This is a genomic window from Myxococcus sp. MxC21-1, assembly GCF_032612255.1.
In the GTDB taxonomy this organism is placed as follows: Bacteria; Myxococcota; Myxococcia; order Myxococcales; family Myxococcaceae; genus Myxococcus; species Myxococcus virescens.
Genome location: NZ_CP123278.1, coordinates 4,830,153 through 4,854,159, shown reverse-complemented (window position 1 = coordinate 4,854,159; position 24,007 = coordinate 4,830,153). Strand labels below are relative to the sequence as shown.

General features: G+C 70.5%; 16 protein-coding genes and 1 pseudogene (1 of these 17 running past the window's edge). 10 read left to right on the top strand and 7 right to left on the bottom strand.

The window, feature by feature from the left end:
* Positions 1-7: 7 nt before the first annotated feature.
* Together QEG98_RS21630 and QEG98_RS21625 are read left to right on the top strand one after the other, a co-directional pair.
* Positions 8-1,360 carry a P1 family peptidase gene (locus tag QEG98_RS21630; protein ID WP_090490548.1) on the top strand — a complete coding sequence of 451 codons (1,353 nt, stop codon included), beginning with the start codon at positions 8-10 and terminating at the stop codon, positions 1,358-1,360.
* A 42-nt stretch (positions 1,361-1,402) separates the two neighbouring features.
* Positions 1,403-1,522: a hypothetical protein gene (locus QEG98_RS21625; RefSeq protein ID WP_002636551.1), complete on the top strand. Its 120-nt coding sequence runs from the start codon at positions 1,403-1,405 to the stop codon at positions 1,520-1,522.
* 31 nt (positions 1,523-1,553) lie between these two features.
* Here QEG98_RS21625 and QEG98_RS21620 read toward each other — a convergent pair whose 3' ends face one another.
* Entirely contained in the window at positions 1,554-2,027 is a 474-nt protein-coding gene (locus QEG98_RS21620; protein WP_090490547.1) for a hypothetical protein, read from the bottom strand.
* A 109-nt stretch (positions 2,028-2,136) separates the two neighbouring features.
* Between QEG98_RS21620 and QEG98_RS21615 the strand changes: the two genes are divergently transcribed.
* Genes QEG98_RS21615 through QEG98_RS21605 form a run of 3 tightly spaced genes read left to right on the top strand, consistent with a single transcriptional unit; the run spans position 2,137 to position 4,973 of the window.
* On the top strand, positions 2,137-3,294 hold the full coding sequence (locus QEG98_RS21615) for an AI-2E family transporter (RefSeq protein WP_316567936.1): 1,158 nt from the start codon (positions 2,137-2,139) through the stop codon (positions 3,292-3,294).
* A 60-nt stretch (positions 3,295-3,354) separates the two neighbouring features.
* Entirely contained in the window at positions 3,355-4,410 is a 1,056-nt protein-coding gene (locus QEG98_RS21610) for a hypothetical protein (RefSeq protein ID WP_316562651.1), read from the top strand.
* A 50-nt stretch (positions 4,411-4,460) separates the two neighbouring features.
* Positions 4,461-4,973, top strand: a complete 513-nt coding sequence (locus QEG98_RS21605; protein WP_316562650.1) for a hypothetical protein — start codon at positions 4,461-4,463, stop codon at positions 4,971-4,973.
* A gap of 16 nt (positions 4,974-4,989) precedes the next feature.
* Here QEG98_RS21605 and QEG98_RS21600 read toward each other — a convergent pair whose 3' ends face one another.
* Genes QEG98_RS21600 through QEG98_RS21590 form a run of 3 tightly spaced genes read right to left on the bottom strand, consistent with a single transcriptional unit; the run spans position 4,990 to position 6,535 of the window.
* A complete protein-coding gene (locus QEG98_RS21600) occupies positions 4,990-5,325 on the bottom strand; it encodes a Carotenogenesis protein CarS (protein WP_090490543.1) in 336 nt (111 codons plus the stop codon).
* Entirely contained in the window at positions 5,322-5,987 is a 666-nt protein-coding gene (locus tag QEG98_RS21595) for a DUF1109 domain-containing protein (protein WP_316562649.1), read from the bottom strand. Before QEG98_RS21595 ends, QEG98_RS21600 begins: the two co-directional genes overlap by 4 nt.
* Complete coding sequence (locus QEG98_RS21590; protein ID WP_316562648.1) at positions 5,984-6,535, bottom strand: RNA polymerase sigma factor; 552 nt, start codon at positions 6,533-6,535, stop codon at positions 5,984-5,986. The genes QEG98_RS21595 and QEG98_RS21590 overlap by 4 nt, the downstream gene beginning before the upstream one ends.
* A 192-nt stretch (positions 6,536-6,727) precedes the next feature.
* Between QEG98_RS21590 and QEG98_RS21585 the strand changes: the two genes are divergently transcribed.
* Positions 6,728-7,492 carry a ZIP family metal transporter gene (locus QEG98_RS21585; RefSeq protein WP_316567935.1) on the top strand — a complete coding sequence of 255 codons (765 nt, stop codon included), beginning with the start codon at positions 6,728-6,730 and terminating at the stop codon, positions 7,490-7,492.
* A 15-nt stretch (positions 7,493-7,507) separates the two neighbouring features.
* Here QEG98_RS21585 and QEG98_RS21580 read toward each other — a convergent pair whose 3' ends face one another.
* Complete coding sequence (locus QEG98_RS21580) at positions 7,508-8,704, bottom strand: metallophosphoesterase (RefSeq protein ID WP_316562647.1); 1,197 nt, start codon at positions 8,702-8,704, stop codon at positions 7,508-7,510.
* A gap of 170 nt (positions 8,705-8,874) precedes the next feature.
* On the opposite strand from QEG98_RS21580, the gene QEG98_RS21575 reads away from it, so the two are divergent.
* From QEG98_RS21575 to QEG98_RS21560, 4 genes and pseudogenes are all read left to right on the top strand, one after another.
* The gene (locus QEG98_RS21575) at positions 8,875-9,351 is read left to right on the top strand and encodes an FKBP-type peptidyl-prolyl cis-trans isomerase (protein ID WP_316562646.1); all 477 of its coding nucleotides are present in this window, start codon (positions 8,875-8,877) and stop codon (positions 9,349-9,351) included.
* A gap of 118 nt (positions 9,352-9,469) precedes the next feature.
* The gene (locus QEG98_RS21570; RefSeq protein ID WP_090490538.1) at positions 9,470-10,660 is read left to right on the top strand and encodes a cyclic nucleotide-binding domain-containing protein; all 1,191 of its coding nucleotides are present in this window, start codon (positions 9,470-9,472) and stop codon (positions 10,658-10,660) included.
* 434 nt (positions 10,661-11,094) lie between these two features.
* Positions 11,095-13,201: pseudogene (fusA, locus tag QEG98_RS21565) on the top strand (elongation factor G).
* A 348-nt stretch (positions 13,202-13,549) separates the two neighbouring features.
* Positions 13,550-15,052 carry a DEAD/DEAH box helicase gene (locus tag QEG98_RS21560; RefSeq protein ID WP_316562645.1) on the top strand — a complete coding sequence of 501 codons (1,503 nt, stop codon included), beginning with the start codon at positions 13,550-13,552 and terminating at the stop codon, positions 15,050-15,052.
* Positions 15,053-15,129: 77 nt separating this feature from the next.
* Here QEG98_RS21560 and QEG98_RS21555 read toward each other — a convergent pair whose 3' ends face one another.
* Both QEG98_RS21555 and QEG98_RS21550 read right to left on the bottom strand, forming a co-directional pair.
* Positions 15,130-15,594 carry a DUF2269 domain-containing protein gene (locus QEG98_RS21555; protein WP_316562644.1) on the bottom strand — a complete coding sequence of 155 codons (465 nt, stop codon included), beginning with the start codon at positions 15,592-15,594 and terminating at the stop codon, positions 15,130-15,132.
* A protein-coding gene (locus tag QEG98_RS21550) for a non-ribosomal peptide synthetase (RefSeq protein WP_316562643.1) crosses the window boundary here: on the bottom strand, positions 15,591-24,007 show its 3' portion. The gene runs 5,014 nt beyond the window's last position; only the last 8,417 of its 13,431 coding nucleotides appear in the window; the start codon falls outside the window, past its right edge — the gene reads right to left on this strand; it ends in the stop codon at positions 15,591-15,593. The genes QEG98_RS21555 and QEG98_RS21550 overlap by 4 nt, the downstream gene beginning before the upstream one ends.

The window sequence follows — 24,007 nt, the reverse complement described above, 5'->3', positions numbered from 1 at the left end:
CCCCTCTATGGTGCACATCCCCGAGGAGACTGGGCCACGCGTCCGGGCCCGTGAGCTGGGCCTGCCGCTGGGGCGCTTCAAGCCCGGCAAGTTCAACGCCATCACCGACGTGGAGGGGGTGCTCGTCGGGCACAGCACGTTGATACGTGGCGAGGGCCCGCTTCGTCCCGGGCACGGTCCGGTGCGCACGGGGGTCACCGCCATCCTCCCCAACGAGGGGAACATCTTCATGGAGCGCATGACGGGGGGCGGCTTCGTGCTCAACGGCGCGGGCGAGGTCGCCGGCATGACGCAGCTCATGGAGTGGGGCCTCATCGAGACGCCCATCCTCCTCACCAACACCATGGCGGTGGGCGCGGTGTCGGACGGCGTGGCGCGTTACCTGGTGGACCGCTACCCCGGCATCGGTGACGAGCACGATGTCATCATCCCCGTGGTGGGGGAGTGTGACGATTCCTGGCTCAACGACATTTCCGGGCGCCACGTGCGCGAGGAGCATGTCTTCGAGGCCATCAACAACGCGTCCACCGGCCCCGTGGCCGAGGGGAACGTGGGCGGCGGCACCGGCATGGTGACGTGCGACTTCAAGGGCGGCATCGGCACGTCGTCCCGCAAGCTGCCGGAGGTGCTGGGCGGCTACACGCTGGGTGTGCTGGTGATGTCCAACTTCGGGAAGATGCACAACCTGCGGGTGGGCGGCCTGCCCGTGGGCGAGGTGCTGGCGGAGAAGTTCAAGGGCACGCCCAAGCGCGGCCAGACGTACGGCTCCATCATCGCGGTGGTGGCCACGGACGCGCCGTTGCTGAGCCATCAAATCAACCGCCTCTGCAAGCGCGTGGCGCTGGGCATTGGCCGCGTGGGCAGCTACGCGGCGCACGGCTCAGGGGAGATTGTCGTCGGCTTCTCCACGGCGAACATCATCCCCCGGCGCACGCAGAAGATGGTCTACAAGCTGAAGCTCCTCCTGGATCAGCGCCTGGACCCCCTCTACGAGGCGGTCATGGAGGCCACCGAGGAGGCCATCCTCAACGCCATGTGCATGGCCACGTCCATGACGGGCGCCAACGGAAACCACTGCCCGGCGCTCCCCCTGGACGAGGTCCGGCGCTTCCTGGACGCGTACAAGCCGATTTTCGCGTCTGTGAAGAAGCGCCCCCAGCAGTCGAGCGCCCCGGCGGCCAAGGAGCGGCCCAGCAACGAGGACCGGGAGGGGGACGTGAAGGTGTCCACCGCCCGGCCGACCCAGGTCCGGAGCGCCGAGGGAATCCCGTTTCCCACCCGTCCGGCACCGGACGACACCGGCGAGCCGGGGGGGCCCGAGGGTTCCTCTTCCGGGAGCCCGCCGGGTTCTGATAGTTAAGCCCCTCTTTTCACGTCTCCGTACGGAGCACAGGAGTCAAAGATGGCCCGCAGCAAGAGCAAGCACCGTCGCGTGCAGATGAAGATCAAGCAGGCCTGGAAGAAGCGGGCCAAGAAGAACAAGGCCGAGGCCAAGGCCGCCGCCGAGTCGAAGAAGAAGTAATCGTTCCGACCGCGCTCGTGCGGCCCGTGGCTCAGTCCCGGGTCGCCGAGAACGGACTGCTGACGTTGCAGCGCTGTCCCCCCGTGTCGGACGCGCGCGCGTAGCTGCCCGTGAGGACGCCGTTGATGGACGCCGTCCCGCCATCCGCCAGCGGCGCCAGGTAGGTGCCGGTGAGCGTCAGGGTGTCTGTCCGGTTCGCCGAGGGCACTCCCGTTCCCGTCATCACGAAGGTCCCCTGGGAGGTGATGGTGCCCCGGACGGGGACGCCCGCCAGCCGGCTGGTGAGGTTTTCGCCCGAGCGGGCGATGTCCAGGACTTCACCCGTGGGAACCTCCACCCCCAGGAGCGCGCACTCCGGAGGCACGCCCCCGCTCGTGTCGAATTGCAGCCGGTAGCGGCCTTCGACCGCGGGGCATTCCGTGCAGCGGGGGGCTTCTCCGCCACAGCCCGCGGTGGTGAGCAGGAGCAACCCGGCGAAGAAGGGGGCGAAACGTCCAGAAGTCATGACTTGGTTCTCCTTGAGACGGAAGCCGGACTTCCCGGTGGGACGGCCGGTTCCTACGTTGGGCAAGGGCGGCGTTCGGTGGGCTCGCAGGGCGGGGTGGGGTGGGGCGGTGGCTGACTCGAGGCGGTGGTCCAATTTCGTATTCGCCGGGCTCTTTGCCCTGGCGCTGATTCTCTTCTCCAGGATTCTGCTGCCGTTCCTGATGCCGGTGTTGCTGGGCGGCTTCCTGGTGGTGCTGTTCATGCCGGTGCAGGACTCCCTGTGCCAGAAGCTGGGGGGCCGCAAGTCTCTCAGCGCCGGGGTGTCCACCGTCACTGTGTTCGTCCTCATCCTGGCGCCGCTGGCGCTGGTCGGGTGGATGGTGGCGCGCGAGGTGTTCCAGCTCGTGGGCCAGGTGCAGGTCCTGTTGGAGCAGCAACACCTGCGTCACCCGTTCCTCGCCAGCCTGCCGCTGGGCTTGGAGCGCTATCTCCGGCTGGACGTGGACAGCGCGGAGACGGAGCGGGCGCTCCTGGCCGCGATGACGGGCGGCGCGTCGTTGCTGCGCGACGTGGCGGCGGCGGGCACAGACCTGGTCATCAACCTGTTCCTGATGTCCGTGGCCATGTACTACTTCTTCCTCGACGGGCGCCGGCTGGTGGCCGAGGTCATGCGGCTCATCCCGCTGGACAGGCGCTACTTCGAGGCCTTCGCGCGCGAGTTCACCGACGTTGCCTACGCCATCATCTATGGCAACACCGTCACCGCGCTCATCCAGGGCGCCGTGGGCTTCGTCGGGCTGCTCATCGCGGGGGTGCCGCATGCCGGCGTGTGGGGCGCGGCCATGGTGCTGGTGGCGCTGGTGCCCGTGGGCGGCACGGCCCTGGTGTGGGGGCCCATTGGGGTGGTGCTCATCGCCGCCAACCAGGTGAGCGAGGGCGTGTTCCTCCTGGCCTGGGGCGCCTTCCTGGTGGGCAGCATCGACAACGTCATCCGGCCCCGGCTCTGTGGCTCGCGCATGGCGCTGCACCCGCTGCTCGTCTTCCTATCCATGTTCGGCGGGCTGGCCGTGTTCGGGATGATGGGCCTGCTGGTGGGGCCGCTCATCGCCTCCATCTTCATGGCCATGGTGCGCATCTACCGCCGGGACTTCCTGGGCATCGGCCGCGCCGAGCACCTGTCGGCCCATGACGAGAACACGTCGGCGCCTCCCATGTCCGAGCCCGCCTCCTCCCGCATGTCTCCCACGGCGTCGGCGATGGGACCCGCCGCGACGCTCAACGCCTGAGCGGCGAGAGAACCGCCGAGCCTGGACTTCCCCGACGGGGTGGGTGAACCTCCCTGGGGAATGACGACCGCCCGACACTCGATGGTTCGCTGGGGGCTGTGCTGTGCCCTGGTGGTGGCGCTGGCCTCGCCGCAGGCCCTGGCCGCCGAGGCGAAGCGGAAGGACTCGGGACCGGCGAAGCCGAGCGTCGTGGTGCTGGAGGCGGAGGGAGATGCGCGGCAGCGGCAGGCCCCTTTCCTGGAGGTGGCGCTGGATACGGGCTCTGGCGGCACGGTGGGAGACGCGCCGGCGCACCCGCCCCTGGCGCGGCTGACGTTGGGGGGCACGACGACGTGGCGCAACGCCTGCGCGCGGCCCGGCGTGAAGTCCTGTGGCGAATATGACCGGCTCCCGGCGAACGAGCGCCTGGGGGACACGGTGAGCTATGCGTCGTCGGTGCCGTACCTGGGCATCGCCGCCGAGCTGGAGCTGCTGCCGCTGGCGAACAGCGAATCCCTGCTGCGCGGCCTGGGCCTGTCGCTGGGTTACCGGCGTGGGTATTCCTCCACCAACGTGACGCTGGAGAGTGACGCCGGCCGGTCGACCACGCGCGAGGCGGTGGCCACCGACTCGGTGCTCACCGCGCAGGCGCTGTACCGCTACTTCTTCGGCATGGGGGAGGCGAACGCGCCGCTGGGCCATGCGGGGCTGCGCGCGGGCCTCCTCACCCGCGCCTTCGACGTGGACGCGTCCTCCAACAGCCCGCTCACCGGGACGCACCGCTTGTTCCCCGCCGTGGGGTTGGAGGTGTCGGTGCCGCTGCTGCGCTGGGTCCGGCTGGAGGGCGCGGGGCAGTTCTTCCTGAGCCCGAAGCCGGGCAAGGGCCTGGGCGCCGGCAGCGCGGCGCTGGACGCGGAGGTCAGCGACTACGGCACGTCGGTGTCCAGCTTCGGCTGGGAGGCGGAGCTGGGCGTCGGGGGCGACATCTGGGGGCCCTTCGGTTACTCGGTCCGCTTCCGCCTGTCCCGCTTCCAGGACACGTTCTCCGGCGCCGGCACGAAGCTGGGCTGGGATGAGGGCGGCGTGGCGGCTGAGACGTACTCCAGCCTCCACTGGGGCATCACCGCGTCCTACTGAGGCGCGTTGCCGGCTCCCACTCCGGCGCGGCGGAGGCGTAGGGTGCGGACATGTCCGAGCACGTGTCCCCCCAGGAGCTGCGCAGGAAGTGGAAGCTGGCGAACGCGGAGCCGCTGGAGGGCGGTCACCGGCTCGAGGCGTACCGCACGCTGGCGCAGAGCTGTCCCGCGTTCGTTCCCAATCTCCTGTCGTTGAGCCGCACGTTGCTGGCCGGCCGGCACGACGCGGCGGACCCGGAGGCCGCGGTGCCCGAGGCCGAGCAGGTGCTCCGCTCCGCGTCGGACGTCTCCGCGGGGGCCCCGGAGCCCCTGCTGGCGCTGGGACACTTCCTCGTCTCGGTGCGACAGGCGCCGGATGAGGCGGAGCGCGCCTTCTCCTCCGCGGCCAGCGCCGCGATGGCCTTGCTGGAGGAAGCGTGGGCGGGGTGGATTCACGCGCTGGGCGCGCAGGGACAACTGGAGGCGGCGCTGGAGGTGGAGGAACGGGCGCGGAGCCTCTTTCCCAGCTCCAAGGCGATTTCTCAGGCGGTGGCGTTCGCGCGAGCGCAGTCGGGTATGCGCTGACACGGGGCCCGCCACGTCAGGGCACGCGCTCCTGCGAACTCCGGCCGCCGGCCCGCACGGCTTGACGGTGCTGGGCAATCCGGTTGCGGGCCCACTCCGGGGCCAGCTCCAGCTCCTCCGGGAAGAAGAGGTCTTCGCCCAGCCCTTCGACGAGCACCTGGATGAGCGGGTCATCGGGGTACTGCGTGGCCGGGTCGTCGAACACCAGCCCCACGACGATTCCCGTCTGGCCCAGGAAGCGCTGGCTGATGGTGCCGTCCTCGGAGTGCGGCACGACCTTCACCTTCGCGCCAATGCGCACCGGTGCGCCGTCCACGTCATGACAGATGATGAGTGAGGGGTCCTGGATCATGGCGCGTAGGAACGGGGCTTGAGCGACTTCGAGATGACCACCAGCACGACGGTGATGACGACCCATGCGGGCAGGTGATGGGAGAGGACGTGCCGCCAGTCCTGCTCACAGGCGAGCTCTCCGAGCAGCGCGCCCGTCGAACCTACCGACAGGCCCGCCACCACGGCGCGCAGCGGCTGGAAGAAGGCCCCGCGCAGCGCGAACAGCGCCACCACCAGCGGCACCACGCCAATGGCCAGGTGACTGACGGTGCAGACCCAGCCCGGGAGTGATGGGTGACTGTGCGGCGTGCCCCGGGCGAGCACCAGGGCCGCCGCGCTGACCACCGCCAGCCCCACGCCCAGCCGGCGCATCCAGCGGCCCTTGGGAGACAGCGCGCCCCAGGCGCACACCGCGCTGGTTCCCACCAGCATGGCCAACAGGGGCGCGCGTGCCAGGAGCAGGGGGCCAGTGACCGCGCCCACCGCGAGCATCACCCCGGCCGCCAGCAGGCCCAGTCCCGCCGATGCCGCCATCAACCAGACGGCCTGCGTGCGCCAGCGCCGCACCGGACGGCGAAGCGCCAGTTCGCCTCGGGCCGCGGCGAGCACGCGCTCCAGCGCGGCGTTGTCCTTCGCGGGCGTCTGGGTGAGCAACTGGTCCAGGTCCATCGGTGGCTTCATCGCGCCACCTCCAGCTCCAGCTCGCCCAGCAGTTCGCGCAGCTTCTCGTAGCCCCGGTGCGCCCGCAGCCGCGCGGCGCCAGGGCTGATACCCCGCAGCGCGCCAATCTCCTCGAAGGACCAGCCCTCCACCTTGCTGAGCACCACGGCTTCACGGTGGTCCGGGTGGAGTTGTTGCAAGGCGTCCAGCAGGTGCCTGCGCAGCGACGGGTCGCTGTCATCCGGCGCCGGGGATGGGGGCGTCGCGGTGTCCTCCTGGGATGCATAGGCGTCTACGTGCCGCTGATGCCTCAGCGCGTCGCGCGCGGCGTTCGCGGCAATGGTCATCAGCCAGGGGGTGAAGCGGGTGCCGGGCTCGTAGCGGCCCCGCGAGCGGATGACGGACAAGAAGGTGGCCTGCAGCAAATCTTCCGCGAGCGCGCCATTGCGCACCATCCGGGCCAGGAAGCCTTGGACCCGCGGCGCGTGCCGCGCGAAGAGGTCCTCGAAGGCGTCCTGTGCTCCGTCGCGAAACCGTTCCATGAGTGCTTCGTCCGTTTGGCTCCGCATCACCCGACTCCTCTACGGGCCACCCGCGAAAGTGTTTCCGGCGGTCGCGATTCTCAAGGTTCGGTGGGGAAAGCTCTGGAAAGTCACGGGGTTGCGAACGCCAGCAACATCCCGTCCTGCCCTGGAGGGCGAGGCCGTTAGTGTTGGGCGCGGAGGCACCTCGGACGCGTGGACCATTGGAGCATCGAAGGCATGGGGGCGGGGTTGGTGGCAAGCCTGCTGGCGGGCACGGCGACGGGACTGGGCGCGCTGCCCGTGCTCGTCACCTCGGAGCTCAGCCGGAAGGCCCAGGACCGGATGTTGGGCTTCAGCGCGGGCGTGATGCTGGCGGCCACGTCCTTCTCGCTGGTCATCCCCTCGATGGAGTTGGTGAAAGGGCAGGGCCATGACGGGCCTTCGGCGGCACTGCGCGTGGCGGCGGGGGTGTTGCTGGGTGGGCTGTTCCTGCGCGTGTGGCACGACCTGATGCCGCACGAACACGCGCTCAAGGGCCACGAGGGCCATGGCGGCACGAAGTGGAACAGCGCGCTGCTGTTCGTGCTGGCCATGACGCTGCACAACTTCCCGGAAGGCCTGGCGGTGGGCGTGTCCTTCGCCGCGCCGCAGCCGGAGCTGGGTCTGTCGGTGGCGCTGGGAATCGGCGCGCAGAACATTCCCGAAGGCCTGGTGGTGGCGCTGGCGCTGCGGGCCACGGGGGCGTCCGCGTCGCGCGCCGCGTTCCTGGCGCTGCTCACCGGCCTGGTGGAGCCGGTCGGAGCGCTGTTCGGCCTCCTGGCCCTGTCACTCAGCTCCGCGCTGCTGCCGTGGGGGCTGGCCTTCGCGGGCGGGGCGATGCTCTATGTCATCAGCCACGAGATGATCCCGGAGAGCCACCGCGGCGGCTTCGAGCGCGAGGCCACCACCGGCCTCATGTGGGGCTTCGTGCTCGCGCTGGTGCTGGACATGTCGCTGGGCTGACGCGGCCCGAGGGGACTACGCGGGCAGCAGCACCAGTCGGGCAATCTCCGGGGGCGCGCCCACGCGCATGGGGGGACCCACGAAGCCACAACCCCGGCTGACGTAGATGAGCGAGTCGCCCGTGCGGCTCAGGCCCGCGTTGCGGTCTCCCCAGATGAGGTCGCCCATCAGGTTGCCCGGGAACATCTGTCCGCCGTGCGTGTGCCCTGAGACTTGGAGCCCCACGCCGCGCCGGGCCACCTCGTCGAAGTTGGATGGCTGGTGCGCCAGCAGCACGGAGGCGCGGTCGGGCCGCACGTCGCGCAGCGCCGCGTCCAGGTCATAGCCGCGCTCGCCCATGCGGTGCGCGCTCCAGTCGTCCACACCCGCCAGTTGGAAGGAGGCCGCGCCGTCGCCAATGGACACGGAGCGGTTGCGCAGCGTGTGGATGCCCAGCCCCTCCAGGAAGGCGACCCACGAATCGGCGCCCGAGTAATAGTCGTGGTTGCCGGTCACGAACCAGGTGCCGTACCGCGCGCTCAGCTTCCCCAGGCTGGCGGCGAAGCCCCCCAGCGCATTCACGGAGCCGTCCACCAGGTCCCCGGTGATGGCGATGACGTCCGGCTTGAGTGCGTTGGTGCGGGACACCAGCTCATCCATGAAGCGGCGCTGAATCACCCCGCCGATGTGGATGTCGGTGAGCTGCACCAGCGTGAGGCCTTCCAGCTCGCGCGGCAGGTGGGGCAGCCGCACGGGGATGTCTCGCACATCGGGTGGGTGGTACGCGCGCCAGCCGCCGTAGGAACTCATCGCCACGCCCGCGAGCCCCGCGCCCACCGCGAGCCCCTGACCCAGCAGCGCCCGGCGCTCCGGCGACGCGGGCGCGGTGGGGGCCGTCGTCTCCGTGCGTGCCTTGCGGCGCTCACCCCACGCGGCCAGGGCCCGTACCAGGTCCACCGCCAGGGTGAACATGAGCAGGTAGAGGACCAGGCCAATCCACAGGAGGAAGACGATGCCCAGGCGCCGGGCGCCCTCGGAGGGCAGCACGGAGCCAATGGCCCGCGCGCTCAGGGCTCCGACGAAGCCCACGGCGAACAGACCCTGGGCGGTGCGCCGCAGCCACTTGCGCTTCGTCACGTCACGGACGAGCCGGCGGTAGAGATAGACATGGCCCACCGTCAGGACGGCGAGCACGGGAACGAAGAAGAGGAGCAGGCTGACCCAGCGTGGCATCGGGAATCCTGCATAACGAATGCGTTCTCGCCGCGCTCCAGGATTCCAGGGGGGCAGGCGGGAAGGCGGCATGGGCACACCCCTGGCCCCTTTCCCACGCCGCCGCGCCGGGGCAGGCTTCGCCATCCCGCGAGGCCGATACCCGGTTCACGCACCCCTTCGAGGTCGTCATGCTCCGCTCCCTGCTGGTTCCCATGCTCCTGGCTGTCTCGCTGCTCGGCTGTGGCGACGACGAAAGCGTCAACCCCGACTCGGGAGACCCGACCAAGGTGACGTACGCGGAGTCGCTCAATGTGGACCTGGCCGAGATGACCCGCCTGGAAAGCGGGCTCTACATCCAGGACACCTTCGTCGTGGAGGATGGCGCGCAGGCCCAGGCGGGCAATCGCGTGCAGGTGCGCTACACGGGCTACCTGCCGGACGGCCGCAGCTTCGACGCCACCGGCAATGGGCCCGCCATCGGCTTCACCCTGGGCACGGGTCAGGTCATCGCGGGCTGGGATGAAGGCATCGCCGGCATGCGCGTGGGGGGCCGTCGCCGCCTCATCATCCCGTCGTCCCTGGGTTATGGCGCCACCGGCTCGGGCAGCCGGATTCCGCCGTACACGGTCCTCATCTTCGACACCGAGCTCGTGTCCGTCCGCTGACGGAGGCGAGGAACTCCGCTCGTCGACGTGCTATAGGATTTCCTTGTCTTCCGGGAAGTCCGGGTCGGTGTGGACCGGCCTGGAGGTTCGTGGTGACCCGGAATGGGGGAGGCGAGCGATGTCGCGGTCCGAGGCGGAGATGAGTTTGGAGGGCCCCCGAGCAGCAGTCCCGGGGGAGGGAGCGTTCCACGGGCTGCTCACGCAGCCGTCGTCCGAGGTGGCGGCGCAGCTCTACGAGGAACTGGGGAGCTCCCAACGCGAGCGGCTCCAGAAGGAGGCCGCGCAGGCCGCGGTGGCGGAGCGCCAGCGTCTGGCGGAAGTCCTGCGCCAGGCCCGCGACTTCTCGGGCGCGGCGCGCCTGCTGGATGGCTGCGGCGCCGCGGCCCTGGTGGCGGAGCTGTACGTCCAGGGCGGGCGTTACGTGGACGCGGCGGAGGCGTACCTGCGCGCGGGTGAGGTGGAGCGCGCCGCGGCCGCTTTCGAGCGGGGCGGCGCCATGGAGCGCGCGCTGGAGGCCTACCGCGGCCTGGGCGCGCGTGAGGCCATGGCGCACTGCCTGGTGCGTCTGGGGCGTCCGTACGAGGCGGCGCAGCTCTACCGCGAGCTGGGCCAGCCGCACGCGGAGGTGGAAGCGCTCGCGAGCGTTCCCTCCGGTGACCCGCGTCACCTGGAGTCCGTGCTGCGCATGTGCAAGCTGCTGGATGGCGAGGGCTTCACTCGGCGTGCGCTGGCGCTCCTGGCCGACACGGTGCGCGGCACGGAGTCGGCGCGGGGAGACCCGGCGCTGGCGGCGGAGAAGGCCCGGCTGCTGCGCCGCCTGGGCATGGACGCGGAGGCCGAGGCCGTCATCGCGCGTCTGCCCTCGAACGCGGCGGCGCCGGAGTCCAATGGCTACCACTACCTGAAGGCCATCCCCATCTTCGGAGAGCTGTCGCTCGAGGACATGAAGGACCTGTACCGCGTGGCGCGGCAGGTGCTCATCCCGGCGGGCGCGGTGCTGCTGGAGAAGGGCTCGCCGGGCAGCGGCCTCTTCGTGCTCCTGGAGGGCGAGGTGGACGTGTTCAGCGGGCCGGAGACGGACGCGCGCCGGCTCAACACGCTGGGGCCTGGCGCCTACCTGGGAGAAATCTCCCTGGTGCAGGATGCCCCGGTGTCCGCCCAGGTCCGCGCGCGCACGGCGGTCCGCGCCCTGCGCGTCACCCGCGCGGGTTTCCAGCACTACCTGGACACGCATGACGCGGCGGCGCTGCGCATCTTCCGCCTCTTCACGCACAACCTCGCGGCGCGCGTGCGGGCGCTCAGCACCTGACGGCACGCATGTCTGTCATTCCGGGCTCGCGTATTCGCACCCGCGCCCGGATTGACAACACGGCGTCTGTGCTTTAATTCAAACGCATCATGAGGCCCGTCTTCTTCAACGCCCTGCTGTGTGCGCGCACGTTCGCGCCGGCGGCGGACGTGTGCCTCGCCCCCCGTCACGAGGTTCTGCTCGACATTTGAGTTGGCGGACCGGTGTCTCCGGCGCGCGGGTTGGCTGGTTCCCGTGTGCCGTGAGCCCCGGCTCCGCCCTCTCTCTTGCCGCGTCCTCGTGTGCCCTCACGCGTCCCTGATCGGGCCTGACGTGCCCCTCCGGCGAGTCGCGCGTGCGTGCCGCTGAGGCGTTCGCGGCGTCATCCCTTCATCTCAACCAGCGCCTCAATTCAACCCGCGGGCCTCGCTGCTCGACGGGAACGGGAGTCCTTCATGTCTCGCCACACACGCATCGAGCGGTACCGCAACATCGGCATCATGGCGCACATCGACGCGGGGAAGACGACGCTCACCGAGCGCGTCCTCTTCTTCACCGGTCGCATCCACTCCGTGGGAGAGGTGCACGACGGAGCCACGGAGATGGACTGGCTGCCGCAGGAGCGGCAGCGCGGCATCACCATCACCTCCGCGGCCACCACCGCGTTCTGGCAACCCCGGCAGGGGATGGGCGCGGGTGTGCCCCACCGCATCAACGTCCTGGACACCCCAGGGCACGTGGACTTCACCATCGAAGTGGAGCGCTCGCTGCGCGTGCTGGACGGCGCGGTCGCCGTCTTCGACGCGAGCCAGGGCGTGGAGCCCCAGTCGGAGGCGGTGTGGCGGCAGGCGGACCGGTACAACGTGCCGCGCATCGCCTTCATCAACAAGATGGACAAGGTGGGCGCGGACTTCGCCATGAGCGTCGCGTCCATCCAGGCGCGGCTGGGCGCGCGGCCGGTGGCCGTGCAGTGGCCCCTGGGCGAGGGCTCGGCGTTCCGCGGGCTGGTGGACCTGGTGCGCATGCGGGCCGTGATGTTCGACGGGGAGGACGGAAGCTTCGTCGACGGACAGGCCGTGCCGGAGGCGGTGCGCGCGGAGGTGGAGGCGCAGCGACTGCGGCTCATCGAGGCATGCGCGGACGAGGACGCCACCGTGCTGGAGAAGTTCGTGGACGGGCGGTTGGAGGACATCACCGCGGAGGACCTGGAGCGCGCGCTGCGCTCGGGCACGCTCGCGCGGACGCTGGTGCCGGTGCTGTGCGGGTCGGCCTTCAAGAAGAAGGGAGTGCAGATGTTGCTGGACGCCATCGTCAACTACCTTCCCGCGCCGTCGGACATGCCCGCCGTGCAGGGCTTTGTTCCGGGCAAGGAGGCGCGTGTGTCCCGGCCCGTATCCGATTCGGGGCCGCCTTGCGCCCTGGCCTTCAAGCTCATGAGCGACAAGGCCGTGGGCGGCATCGTGTTCCTCCGCGTCTATTCGGGCACGCTGCGCGCGGGCACCGTCCTGCTCAACCCCGCCACCGGGCGGCGTGAGCGGGTGGGGCGCTTGATGTTCATGCATGCCAACCGCCGCGAAGAAGTGGCGGAGGTCCATGCGGGAGACATCTGCGCGGCGCTGGGCCTGAAGGGCGTGCGCACGGGCGACACGTTGTGCGACCCGGCGGAGCCCGTGGTGCTGGAGTCGCTGGGCGTCATGGAGCCCGTGGTGCAGCTCGCCGTGGAGGCGCGCTCGCCCGCGGAGTTGACGAAGCTGGAGGACGGCCTTCACCGGCTGGCGGCGGAGGACCCGTCACTGCGTGTGGGCGTGGACCCGGAGAGCGGCCGGTGCTGCTGTCCGGCATGGGTGAGCTGCACCTGGAGGTGGTGGTGGACCGCTTGAGGACAGAGCACGGCGTGGAGGCCCGCGTGGGCCAGCCCAAGGTGGCCTGGCGCGACACGCTCCGGCGCCAGGTGCGTCAGGAGTACCGCCACGTCCGCCAGTCGGGCGGGCCCGGACAGTACGCGTACGTGGTGCTGGACGTGGGGCCGGCGCCGCGTGGCGCGGGGCTCGTCTTCACGGACGACACGCGCGGGGGCACCATTCCCAAGGAACTGGTGCCCGCCATCGAGAAGGGCGTGGCCGGGGCCATGGCCCGAGGCGTGCGGGACGGCGTGCCGCTGGTGGACGTGGAGGTGCGGCTCTTGGATGGGGACACGCACGTGCGTGACTCCACGCCCCAGGCCTTCGCCGTGGCCGGCTCCCTGGCGCTCCAGGCGGCGGCGCACAGGGCGGGCGTGCAGCAGTTGGAGCCGGTGATGGAGGTGGAGGTCACCACGCCCGAGGAGTACCTCGGCGAGGTGTTGGGGGACCGGCGGCGCGGCGGGGGCGGGTGCTGGGCATGGAGGCGCGCGGCGTGGTGCGGCTCATCTCCGCGCGGGTGCCCATGGCCAGCCTCTTCGGCTACGTCACCGGGCTGCGAGGCCGCACCCAGGGCCGGGCCCAGGCCAGCATGCGTCTGGGCGCGTACGAGCCGGTGCCAGAGGCACTCCAGGCCTCTTCCGCGGCGGAGGCCCGCGCCTGAGGTGAAGGGCGGCCCCGGGAGCCAGGAGTGGCTCCCGGGGCCTGTAGGGCATTCCGGGTCTTTCGACTTGGAAGGATCTGGACCCTGTACAAATGTCCATCAGGGGCCACAAAACCGGAAAGCAAGCCGTTGATTTCACGGGACTTCCGGGACGGGAAAGTGCAGGGTCCCGCGCCGATTCTCCGGAATGGGTAGGGGAGACCCCCTGTTCCCATCCGTTCCCAAAGCGGTTCGGCCGGCCGGGCCCGACCGCGCACCGCCAGCGCCCCGGACATGCGTCCGACTGGGCGCGCTGCGCGGGCTTCCTCCCCTGGGGAGGAGGCGGGCTCTCTTCAACGTCAGGAACCCATGACTTTCGACGAACTTCAGCTTCACGACACCCTCCTGCGCGCCGTCAAGGCGGAGGGTTACACCACCCCCACGCCCATCCAGCAGAAGGCCATCCCCCACGCGCTGGCGGGGCGGGATGTGCTCGGCGTGGCCCAGACGGGCACGGGCAAGACGGCGGCCTTCGCGCTGCCCATCCTCCAGCGGCTGTCCGCCAAGGCGCCCGCGGGCGGGGCGCGCCCGGTGCGCTGCCTGGTCCTGACGCCCACGCGCGAGCTGGCGGGGCAGGTGGGCGACAGCTTCGGGACCTACGGCAAGGGGCTTCCCCTGCGTCACGCCGTCATCTTCGGTGGCGTGGGCCAGAATCCGCAGGTCCAGACGCTGCGCAGTGGCGTGGATGTGCTGGTGGCCACGCCGGGCCGCCTGCTGGACCTGATGGAGCAGGGCTTCGTGTCGCTGCGCTCGCTCGAGGTGTTCGTGCTCGACGAGGCGGACCGCATGCTCGACATGGGCTTCATCCACGACGTGCGGCGCGTCATCAAGGCGCTGCCGCCCAAGCGGCAGACGCTGTTCTTCAGCGCCACGCTGCCCCCGGACATCGTGGACCTGGCGCGCAGCATCCTCACGGACCCCATCCGCGTGGAGGTGACGCCGGCGTCCAGCACCGCGGAGACGGTGAGCCAGCAGGTGTACTTCGTGGAGCGCGAGCAGAAGCGCGGGCTGCTGACACACCTGCTGAAGGAAGGCGACATCCGCCGCGCGCTCGTCTTCACCCGCACCAAGCACGGCGCGAACCGGGTGGCGAAGCAGCTGGAGGGCGCGGGCGTCAGCTCGGCGGCCATCCACGGCAACAAGAGCCAGAACGCCCGTGAGCGCGCGCTCGACGAGTTCCGCTCCGGGACGCTCCGCGTGCTCGTGGCGACGGACATCGCCGCGCGCGGCATCGACATCGACGGGCTGAGCTACGTCGTCAACTACGACCTGCCCAACGTGCCGGAGCAGTACGTGCACCGCATTGGCCGCACCGGCCGCGCGGGGGCCAGTGGCACCGCTGTGTCGTTCTGCGACGCCGAGGAGCGCGCGTACCTGCGCGACATCGAGCGCACCATCCGCCGCAACGTGCCCGTGGTGGAGGACCATCCGTACCGCTCGGGCCAGCCCGCGCCGCGTCCCGTGAGTCATGCGTCCGGCGCCGCGCCGGAGGCTCGTCCTTCGGGCAACGGTGGGCGGCCTCAGGGCACGCCGCGTCCCGCGGGCAACGGTGGGGGCGGCGGGCACTCCGCGGGGCTTCGCGCCGCCGCCGGGGGGCCGTGGTGGCGCTGGCGGCGGAGGCCGTGGGCAGGGCCGTCCCGAAGGTGGCCGCTCGGCGCAGGGCTCCGGTGGCAACTCCAGCCGGGGTGGCCAGGGCGGTTCCAGGGGTTCGGGTGGCGGCCGTCCCGCGGTGGCGCAGGCTCCGGCGAAGGCCCCCGAGGCCTCCCCGCTTCCTCCGCGTCGCCCGTCGCCCAAGTGGTTCTGAGCGGCTGAGGCCAGGCGGCGGCTCCGGCCCGCCGTGAAGTCCAGGAAGGGAGCTCGCGCCAACGGGGCGGGCTCCCTTTCGCGTGTCAGTGGAGGACCATCAGCGCCATGGAGCCAAAGGCGAGCGCCATGGCCAGGATGCCCCAGCGGAACCACTTCTGCGTGAGCTGCAGGTAGTCGTCGAACGAGGCCCCGGTGTCGCCGAGCGCCTCGGCCATGGCCAGCTGCCGCGCCTGGATGGGGCGCAGCGTCTGGCTCCAGACGATGCCGCACAGCATGAAGCAGACCTGTCCCGCGGCGAGCGCCGGGTTTGTCCACAGGGGGATGTCCTGGAGGTGCGCGCGCAGCATGCCGGTGGCGGCGAGCGCGAAGACGCTGGGCACCAGCAGGTACTTGTCGGTGAACTGCACCAGTCGCAGGGCATAGACAATCACCCGGGGCTCGCGCGTCCTGTCCGCGAGCAACCGCCACACGGCCGTCACGACGATGTCGCCCAGGAACACCACGACGGCGATGAGGTGCAGGAGCTTCAGGACGTTGTGGACGTTCATGGGGCGGGTGTCGGACGTGGGATGAGCGCGAGCAGGTGCTGGGCGAGCACCGCCGCGTGCGGGTCGCGGAGCAGCGACAGGTGGGTGCCAGGGACGGGGTAGGCCGAGCAGGCCTGCTGCGTCAACTGGCGCCAGCCGAGCGTGCCGTCTTGCACGAGCGCGTCGAGCGCCGCCGTGCTGGGGCCACTGCGGTCCTCCGCGCGGAACACCGCCAGGGGCACCGGTTGTCCACGGCGGGGCCGGTAGTTCAGGGCGTCGTGGGCCCGCGCCACGTTGAGGATGCCCTGCACGTGGACGGGCTGCGCGCCTTCGGGGAGGACCGCCGCGGCCTGGAGCCGTGCGACGAAGAACTGGAGCCGCTCGGCTTCACCCATGGCGCGCACTTCGGGCAGGGCGAGGTCGATCTTCACGTTGAAGAACGCCTCCATGATGCCGGCGAGGTGGAGCATCCACTGCGCCGTGTCCCAGCCCTCGCCCTGCGGCCGGGTGACGTCGGGGAAGGGCGCCAGGGTATCCAGCATGGCGACGACGCCCACCTCGCGTCCGCGGGCCTTGAGCTCCTGGGCCAGCTCGTAGGCGATGTGTCCGCCCATGGAGTGTCCACCGACCGAGTAGGGACCTTCGGGCTGCAGGGCCAGGATGGCGTCCGCGTACCACGTGGCAATGGCCTCCACCGTCTCGTGTGGTGGCACGTCGCCATCCAGGCCCTGGGGCTGGAGGCCGAACACGGCGACGCCTTCCAGATGCCTGGCGAGGGACAACAGGTAGAACGGCGTCGAGCCTCCACCGGGCACCAGGTAGAGCACCGGCGTCCGGTTCGCGTTCGTCGCGCCGGCCATGAGTGCGTGGGCCTCGGGGGTGAGCGGCACCAGCGGAGAGACGGCCGCGTTCTCGGTCCGGAGGACCGCCGTGAGCTGCGCGGGCGTCGGGTTCCTGAACAGGGACACCAGCGGAAGCGGGCGGCCCAGACGCTTCTCCACCGCGAGCTTCATCTTGAGCGCCAGCAGTGAGTGGCCGCCCAGGTCGAAGAAGCTGTCGTGGATGCCCACGGCGCGCACCCCGAGCACCTCCTCGAAGAGCCGGACCAGCTCCAGCTCCAGGGCATCACGCGGCAGGCCCTCCAGGGCGGTGACGCGCGCGTCGGCGAGCTCCATCGCGCTCAGCGCCCGCGTGTCCACCTTTCCGTTGGGTGCGAGCGGCAGCGCGTCCAGGAGGACGAACTGCCCAGGCACCATGTTCGCCGTGAGCTGCTGCTCGACGAAGCTCCGGAGCTCGGTGGGCTCGGGGCGCTGCGCGGACGCATGGGGCACCACGAAGGCCACCAGCCGGGAGTCTCCACCCGTGCCGCGCACCAGCGCGACGGCTTCACGCACCGCCGGGTGCCGGGCAATCGCGGCTTCGACCTCGCCCAGCTCGATGCGATGCCCGCGCAGCTTCACCTGCCGGTCGGCGCGGCCCACGAACAGGAACGTGCCATCCGCCAGCCGGCGGACCACGTCACCCGTCTTGTACATGCGCAGCGTCGGGCCTCCGGGGAAGGCGTGTTCGATGAAGCGCGACTGCGTCAGCTCCGGGCGGTTGAGGTAGCCGCGCGCCAGGCCGGGCCCCGCGAGATAGAGCTCTCCGGGGACACCCTCCGGGACAGGGCGAAGCCTGCCATCCAGGATGAGCGCTTCCATTCGATGGATGGGCAGGCCAATGGGCTCGGTCGGGCCGTGCGCGCCCACCTGTCCGGGCAGGCACCGGTGCGCCAGCGAATCGATGGTCGCCTCGGTCGGTCCGTAGAGGTTCCACACCTCCGCCTTCGAACGGCTGAAGAGCGTGGCGACGGTCGCGGAGGGCAGGGGCTCTCCACCCACGCACACGCGCCGGAGCGCCGGGAGGTTCGCGAAGCCGGGCTCCTCCACCAGCGCCGTCAGCAGCGAGGGCACCAGTTGGAGCACGGAGACGTCGCGCTCGCGCAGCACACGGGCCAGGTGCTCCGTATCGGCGCCAAGGCCGTGCGGCGCCAGCACCAGCCGGGCACCCACCATCAGCGGGGCGAACAGCTCCCAGACCGAGGCGTCGAAGCTGAGCGACGTGCGCTGGAGCACCCGGTCTTCGAGACCCAGCGGCATGGCGTCGGCCATCCACGCCATGTGATTGGCCAGGGCGGAATGCTCAATCAGCACGCCCTTGGGCTGCCCCGTCGAGCCGGAGGTGAACAGGCAGTACGCCAGCGCGCCGCTCCGCGGCTCGAACGACTCCAGGGTGTCATCCCCGAGCACCACCACGTCGGCCCCCGGGAACCGCGAGGTGAGGTGCGCTTGCGTGATGACCACCCGCGCGCCGCTGTCCTCGAGCATGAACGTCAGCCGCTCGCGGGGGTAGGCCGGGTCGAGCGGGACGTAGGCCGCGCCCGTCTTGAGGATGCCGAGCAGCCCCGCCATCATCCCCACGGAGCGTTCCACGGCGAGGGCCACCAGCGCTCCCGGTGTGACGCCGCGCTGGACCAGCGCCTGGGCAACGGCCTTCGCGCGAGCCTCCAGGGCCGCGTAGGTGAGGGTGCCGTCCTCGGCCTCGACGGCGATGGCCGTCGGCGTCTTCGCCGCCTGGGCCGCGATGACCTCATGCACGGCGGGAAGGGACGGTGTCGCCTCCGGTGCGCGAGGCGTGAGCCGGGCACGCTCCTCGGCGCCCATCAGGTCGACATCCACGACCTTCGACCGCGGTTCGGCGGCCAGCCGAGTGATGAAGCCCGTCAACTGGCGCACCATCGCCTGGATGCGCCATGCATCGAAGAGGTCGCGGTCGTATTCCAGCACGCCTTCGAACCCCTGGGCCGTCTCGGACAGCGTCAGGGTGAGGTCGAACTTGGCGGCGCCACTGGGGATGGCCACCGGGGTGACCTCCAGGCCCGGCAGCGCCATCTTCGCGGTGTGCGTCTGCTGGTACGCGAGCATCACCTGGAAGAGCGGACTGGTTCCGAGCACGCGCTCCGGCTTGAGCACCTCGACCAGCTTCTCGAAAGGGACGTCCTGGTGCTCATGGGCGTCGAGCACCTGGCGGCGGACGCGCTGGAGGAGCTCGAGGAACGTGGGCTCGCCGCCCAGGTCGATGCGCAGGGGCAGCGAGTTCACGAAGAACCCGATGAGCGGCTCCGTCTCCGCGATGCGGCGGCCCGCGAACGGTGAACCGATGACCACGTCGTCCTGCCCGCTCACCCGGCCCAGGTAGGCGCCAAAGGCGGCGAGCAATGCCATGTAGGCCGTCACCCCTTGTTCACGGCAGAGCGAGGTGAGGGCCTGGGCCACGTCGGGCGCCAACGACAGCGGCTCGGTGGCACCCCGGTGACTCCGGACCGCGGGCCGGGGCCTGTCAGTCGGCAGGTCCAGCACGGCGGGCGCACCCGCGAGCGCCTTGCGCCAATGGCCGAGTTGATGCTCCCGGGCCTGGCCGTCGAGCCAGCTCCGCTGCCACGCCGCGTAGTCCGTGTACTGGATCGGAAGGGCCGGAAGCGCCAGGGGCTCGCCCTGGACCTCCGCGGCGTAGAACGCGGAGAACTCACGCATCATCACGCCGAAGGACCAGCCGTCGGACACGATGTGGTGCATGGCCACGAGGAGCACGTGTTCGTCGTCCGCGCGCTTGAACAGGTGCACGCGCACCACGGGGCCCACGTCCAGTGCGAAGGGTCGGGCGGACTCCTCGGCCAGCCGCTGGTCGAGGCTCGCCGCGCCAGCGTGGCGGAGGTCCTCTGTGGTCAGCGTGAGCACCGCGTCGGCCACCCGGGCCACCGGCAGACCGTCGACGAGCGGGAAGTTCGTCCGGAGGACCTCATGGCGCTCCAGCACGCGCTGGAGGCTCCGTCGCAACGCGGCCTCGTCCAGCGAGCCGCGCAACGTGAACGCGATGGGGATGTTGTAGGCCGCGCTCTCTCCTTCGAGCTCGGCGAGGAATCGCAGCCGCTCCTGCGCGAACGAAAGGGGTCGGTCTCCGGGGCTCGTCAGCCGGACCAGCGGCGGAAGCTGGGGTGCGGCCTCCTTGGCGGCAATCACCGCCGCCAGTGCCGTCAGCGTCGGCTGCTCGAAGATGGCGGAGAGGGGCACGTCGACACCGAACGTCCTCCGCACGCGGCTCATGACCTGCGCGGCCAGAAGCGAGTGCCCGCCCAAGTCGAAGAAGTTGTCCTCCGCGCCAATCGGACGGCGCTCCAGGAGCGACTCCCACAGGGAGGCCAGCGTCTGCTCGGTGGGCGTACGCGGGGGCACGAAGCGCGTCTCGCTCGCGGACGCCTCGAAGCGCGGCGGCGGTAGACGTCGCTTGTCCACCTTGCCGCTGGACGACAACGGCAGCTCCTCCAGGTGGATGAACTGCGCGGGCACCATGAACTCCGGGAGCTTCTTCCGGGCGTACTCGCGGAGCGCGTGCACCTCCACGGGCTGGGCCGAGACGACGTAGGCAATCAGGGCCTTCACGCCCCCCTGCGCGCCCGCGGAATGAACGTTGGCCACGGCCTTCGCCACACCGGGGTAGGAGGCGAGCACCGCTTCGATTTCACCCAGTTCGATGCGATAGCCACGGAGCTTGACCTGATGGTCGATGCGCCCGAGGTACTCGAGGTTGCCATCCTTGCGCCAGCGGACCAGGTCTCCGCTCCGGTACAGCCGTGCGTCGGGCTTGAACGGATGCGGGATGAACTTCTCGCGCGTGAGCTCCTCGCGGTTCAGGTAACCGCGGGCGACACCGACGCCTCCGATGTGCAGCTCGCCCGGGACGCCAATGGGCAGCAGTGCGCCGTGGCGGTCCAGGACGTACCCCTCCAGGTTGAGGGCGGGGCGCCCGATGGGCGGAGCACCCGGGTCGTCCTGCCGGCAGTGGCCGAGCGTGCTGATGATGGACACCTCGGTGGGGCCATAGGCGTTGACGAACTGGACGCCGGGCCGCGCCCATGTGTGGACGACCTCTGGCGGAAGGGCCTCTCCCGCGGACGTCAGCATGCGAAGCGAGGGGTACTCGCGGTCGGTGGGGAGGGCCGCATACGACGTCGGAGGCAGCACCATGTGCGTGACGCCGTGAGCCAGCAGCACCTTGGCCAGTTCGTCGCCCGCGAGCAGCGTGTCCGCGGGGGCCACCACGAGCCGGCCCCCGTTGGTCAGGGCCATGACGATTTCCCAGACCGAGACGTCGAAGGAGATGGAGGAGAACTGGAGCATGACGCAGCTCGCGTCAGCGCCCAGCTCGTGCCGCTGCATCTCGATGACGTTCGCGAGCCCCCGGTGCTCCAGAATCACGCCCTTGGGTCTGCCCGTGGAGCCCGAGGTGTAGATGACGTAGGCGGCGTTCTCCATGCGAACGCCACTGTCGGGATTGCCGGTGGGCGCGGCATCCGCGGGCTCGTCCAGCCAGAGCGTCCGTACCTGCGGCGCGCGCCACTTCTGCTCCGCCGCATGGGTGCTCACCATGAGCGCGGCGCCCGAGTCCTCCAGGATGCCGTTGAGCCGATCCTTCGGGTACGAGAGGTCGAGCGGGACGTAGGCCGCCCCCGCCTTCCAGATGGCGAGCAGGCCGATGAGCATCTCGAACGACCGAGGCACGGCCAGGGCCACCAGCTTCTCCGGGCCGGCGCCCATCGCGATGAGCTGGTGCGCGGCGCGGTTGGCCCGGCGGTTCAGCTCGCCATACGTGAGCCGCTCCTGCCCCAGTTCGAGCGCGATGGCATCCGGCGTTCGCTCCGCGTGTTCCTCCACGAACCGGTGGGCCGGGACGTGGCGGGTGGGCGCCACCACGCGCCCCTGGGTGAACGCGGCGACGACGCCGCGCTCCTGCTCGGGGAGGAGCGCGAGCTCAGACAGCCGCTTCTCCGGATGCGCCACCGCGTCGGCGAAGAGCACCTGGAGGTGGGCGACCATCCGCCCGATGCGGTCCGCGTCGAAGAGGTCCGTGCTGTACTCGATGACACCGGACAGCCCTTCGCGCGTGGGCTCGAAGCTCAGGGTGAGGTCGAACTTCGCGCTCTCGATCTCCAGGTCGATGGGCTCCAGCGCCAGCTCCGGAAGGCTCAGGTGGCCCTCCGGGGTGTTCTGCAGCATCAACATCACCTGGAACAGCGGGGCGTGGCTCAGGTTCCGCTCGACCCCGAGCGCCTCGACAATCTTCTCCAGGGGAACGTCCTGGTACGCGTAGGCCTCCAGCGCGGAGGCACGGACGCGCGCGACGAGCTCCTCGAAGGTCGGATTGGCGGACAGGTCGATGCGCAGTGGCAGGGTCCCGACGAAGAAGCCAATCAGGGACTCGAGCTCCGCGCGGTCGCGGTTGGCCACGGGCGTGCCGATGACGATGTCATCCTGCCCGGTGATGCGCGCCAGGTAGGCCGCGAAGCCGCCCATGAGGACCATGAAGCTGGTTCCACCCGTGCGCAGGCTCAGGGCCTCGATGGCCTCGCTCAGCGCCTTGCCCAGGGCGATGCGCTCGGTGGCACCGCGCATGCTCGTCCGGGGAGGACGAGGCCGGTCCATGGGCAGGTCCAGGGCCGACGGCGCGCCATGAAGCTTCTTTCGCCAGTGGCCGAGCCGCTGCTCCAGCACCTCGCCCTGGAGGTGCCGCCGCTGCTGGTACGCGAAGTCCCGGTAGTCGACGGGGAGCTCGGGCAGCGTCACCGGCTGGCCGGAGACACGTCCGGCATAGAGCTGGGAGAGCTCACGCACGAGCACGCTGATGGACCAGCCGTCACCGACGGTGTGATGCATCGTCGCGACGACGACGTGTGCCGCCTCGTCGAGCCGGAACAGCTTCGCGCGGAACAGCGGGCCGTTCGTCAGGTCGAACGGTCGCGTGGCCTCCTCCGCGATGAGCAGGCGAAGCGCCTCAGGGGATGTCTCTCCCAGGGTGACCTGCTCGAACGGAACGCCCTGGTTCGCCCGCGGCTCTTGCCACACGCGGCCATCTCGCTCGACGAAGCGCATCCCGAGCACGGGGTGCCGCCGGACGATGTCGGACAGGCTTTCCTGGAAGGCGCTGACATCCAATGTGCCCGTCAGCCGCAGCGCCATGGGCAGGTTGTAGGCCGCGGTGCCGGGGTAGAGCTGATCCAGGAACCAGAGCCGCTCCTGGGAGAATGACAGCGGAATGGCGGCGCCCTTGGGCGCCGGTTCAATCCGGGCAAGCGTCAGCGTCTGGCTTCCCCGGCGGGCATCGAGCACCTGGCTCAAGGAGGCGATGGTCGGATTCTCGAAGAGGTCGGAGACGCGGAACGCACCGTCCACGTCGCCGCGAATCCGCGCGACGACCTGCATCGCGAGCAGCGAGTGCCCACCCAGTTGGAAGAAGTCCTGGTCCCGTCCGACAACGCCGCGTCCCAGGACCTGCTCAAAGGCCCGTGCCACGGTCGCCTCCGTGGGCGTGCGAGGCGGCTCCGATGGGCGCTCGGCTTGCACTGGCGCTACAGGGGCGGGGAGCGCACGGCGCGCGACCTTGCCACTGGGCGTCCGGGGCAGCTCGGGCAACGGCACGAACAGCGCGGGAACCATGTACTCGGGCAGGTCCTTGGCGAGGAAGTCGGGCAGCTCGGCCAACGGCACCGTCTCCGGGACGACGTAGGCCACCAGCCGCTTCTCGCGCGTGGCATCACCGTCGACGATGACCGCCGCATCGCGGACATCGGGGTGGGCACACAGGGCGCGCTCAATCTCGCCGGGCTCCACACGGAAGCCGCGAATCTTGACCTGGTCGTCCGCGCGGCCGAGGAACTCGATGCTCCCCCCCACCGTCAACTGGCCAAGGTCCCCGGTCCGGTACGCCCGCACGGGGGGAGACAGGGGCAGGTCGACGAAGCGCTCGGCGGTGAGGTCCGGCCGTGACAGGTAGCCGTCGGCGAGGCACGTGCCCGCCAAATAGAGCTCTCCGGGCACACCCACCGGGACGGGACGCTGGTTCGCGTCGAGCACGTGGACCGCCGCGTTGGCGATGGGCCGCCCGATGGACGGCAGCCCAGGCCAGTGCCGCGGGTCACCCTCCAGTTCGTGCGCCGTCACCACATGCGACTCAGTGGGGCCGTAGTGGTTGTGAAGGCGCTTGCCACCTTCCTGGAACCAGCGGCGGATGGGGTCGGTGATGCGGAGTTGGTCTCCCGCGGTGATGACTTCCGCGAGCCCCGGCACGCGATGCTCAGTGCGCAGCGCGGCTTGTGCCAGATGGTGGAGCGCCACGGCCGGCAGGAAGAGGCGTTGGACGCGCGCCGCATCGAGGAAGTCGGCCAACGCGTCTGGGTCGCGTCGCGTGCCTTCATCGATGAGGACCAACGTGCCACCCGAGCACCAGGTGGAGAAGGTCTCCTGGAACGACACATCGAAGTTGAGCGGCGCGAACTGGAGCGTGCGCAGGGGGCGGGCGTGTTCGGTCTGCCACTCGATGAGGTTGACCAGTGCCCGGTGCG

Coding starts and splice junctions, on each gene's coding strand:
- QEG98_RS21630 (WP_090490548.1), top strand. CDS start 8: ATGGTGCACATCCCCGAGGAGACTGGGCCACGCGTCCGGGCCCGTGAG.
- QEG98_RS21625 (WP_002636551.1), top strand. CDS start 1,403: ATGGCCCGCAGCAAGAGCAAGCACCGTCGCGTGCAGATGAAGATCAAG.
- QEG98_RS21620 (WP_090490547.1), bottom strand. CDS start 2,027: ATGACTTCTGGACGTTTCGCCCCCTTCTTCGCCGGGTTGCTCCTGCTC.
- QEG98_RS21610 (WP_316562651.1), top strand. CDS start 3,355: ATGACGACCGCCCGACACTCGATGGTTCGCTGGGGGCTGTGCTGTGCC.
- QEG98_RS21605 (WP_316562650.1), top strand. CDS start 4,461: ATGTCCGAGCACGTGTCCCCCCAGGAGCTGCGCAGGAAGTGGAAGCTG.
- QEG98_RS21600 (WP_090490543.1), bottom strand. CDS start 5,325: ATGATCCAGGACCCCTCACTCATCATCTGTCATGACGTGGACGGCGCA.
- QEG98_RS21595 (WP_316562649.1), bottom strand. CDS start 5,987: ATGAAGCCACCGATGGACCTGGACCAGTTGCTCACCCAGACGCCCGCG.
- QEG98_RS21590 (WP_316562648.1), bottom strand. CDS start 6,535: ATGCGGAGCCAAACGGACGAAGCACTCATGGAACGGTTTCGCGACGGA.
- QEG98_RS21585 (WP_316567935.1), top strand. CDS start 6,728: ATGGGGGCGGGGTTGGTGGCAAGCCTGCTGGCGGGCACGGCGACGGGA.
- QEG98_RS21580 (WP_316562647.1), bottom strand. CDS start 8,704: ATGCCACGCTGGGTCAGCCTGCTCCTCTTCTTCGTTCCCGTGCTCGCC.
- QEG98_RS21575 (WP_316562646.1), top strand. CDS start 8,875: ATGCTCCGCTCCCTGCTGGTTCCCATGCTCCTGGCTGTCTCGCTGCTC.
- QEG98_RS21570 (WP_090490538.1), top strand. CDS start 9,470: ATGTCGCGGTCCGAGGCGGAGATGAGTTTGGAGGGCCCCCGAGCAGCA.
- QEG98_RS21560 (WP_316562645.1), top strand. CDS start 13,550: ATGACTTTCGACGAACTTCAGCTTCACGACACCCTCCTGCGCGCCGTC.
- QEG98_RS21555 (WP_316562644.1), bottom strand. CDS start 15,594: ATGAACGTCCACAACGTCCTGAAGCTCCTGCACCTCATCGCCGTCGTG.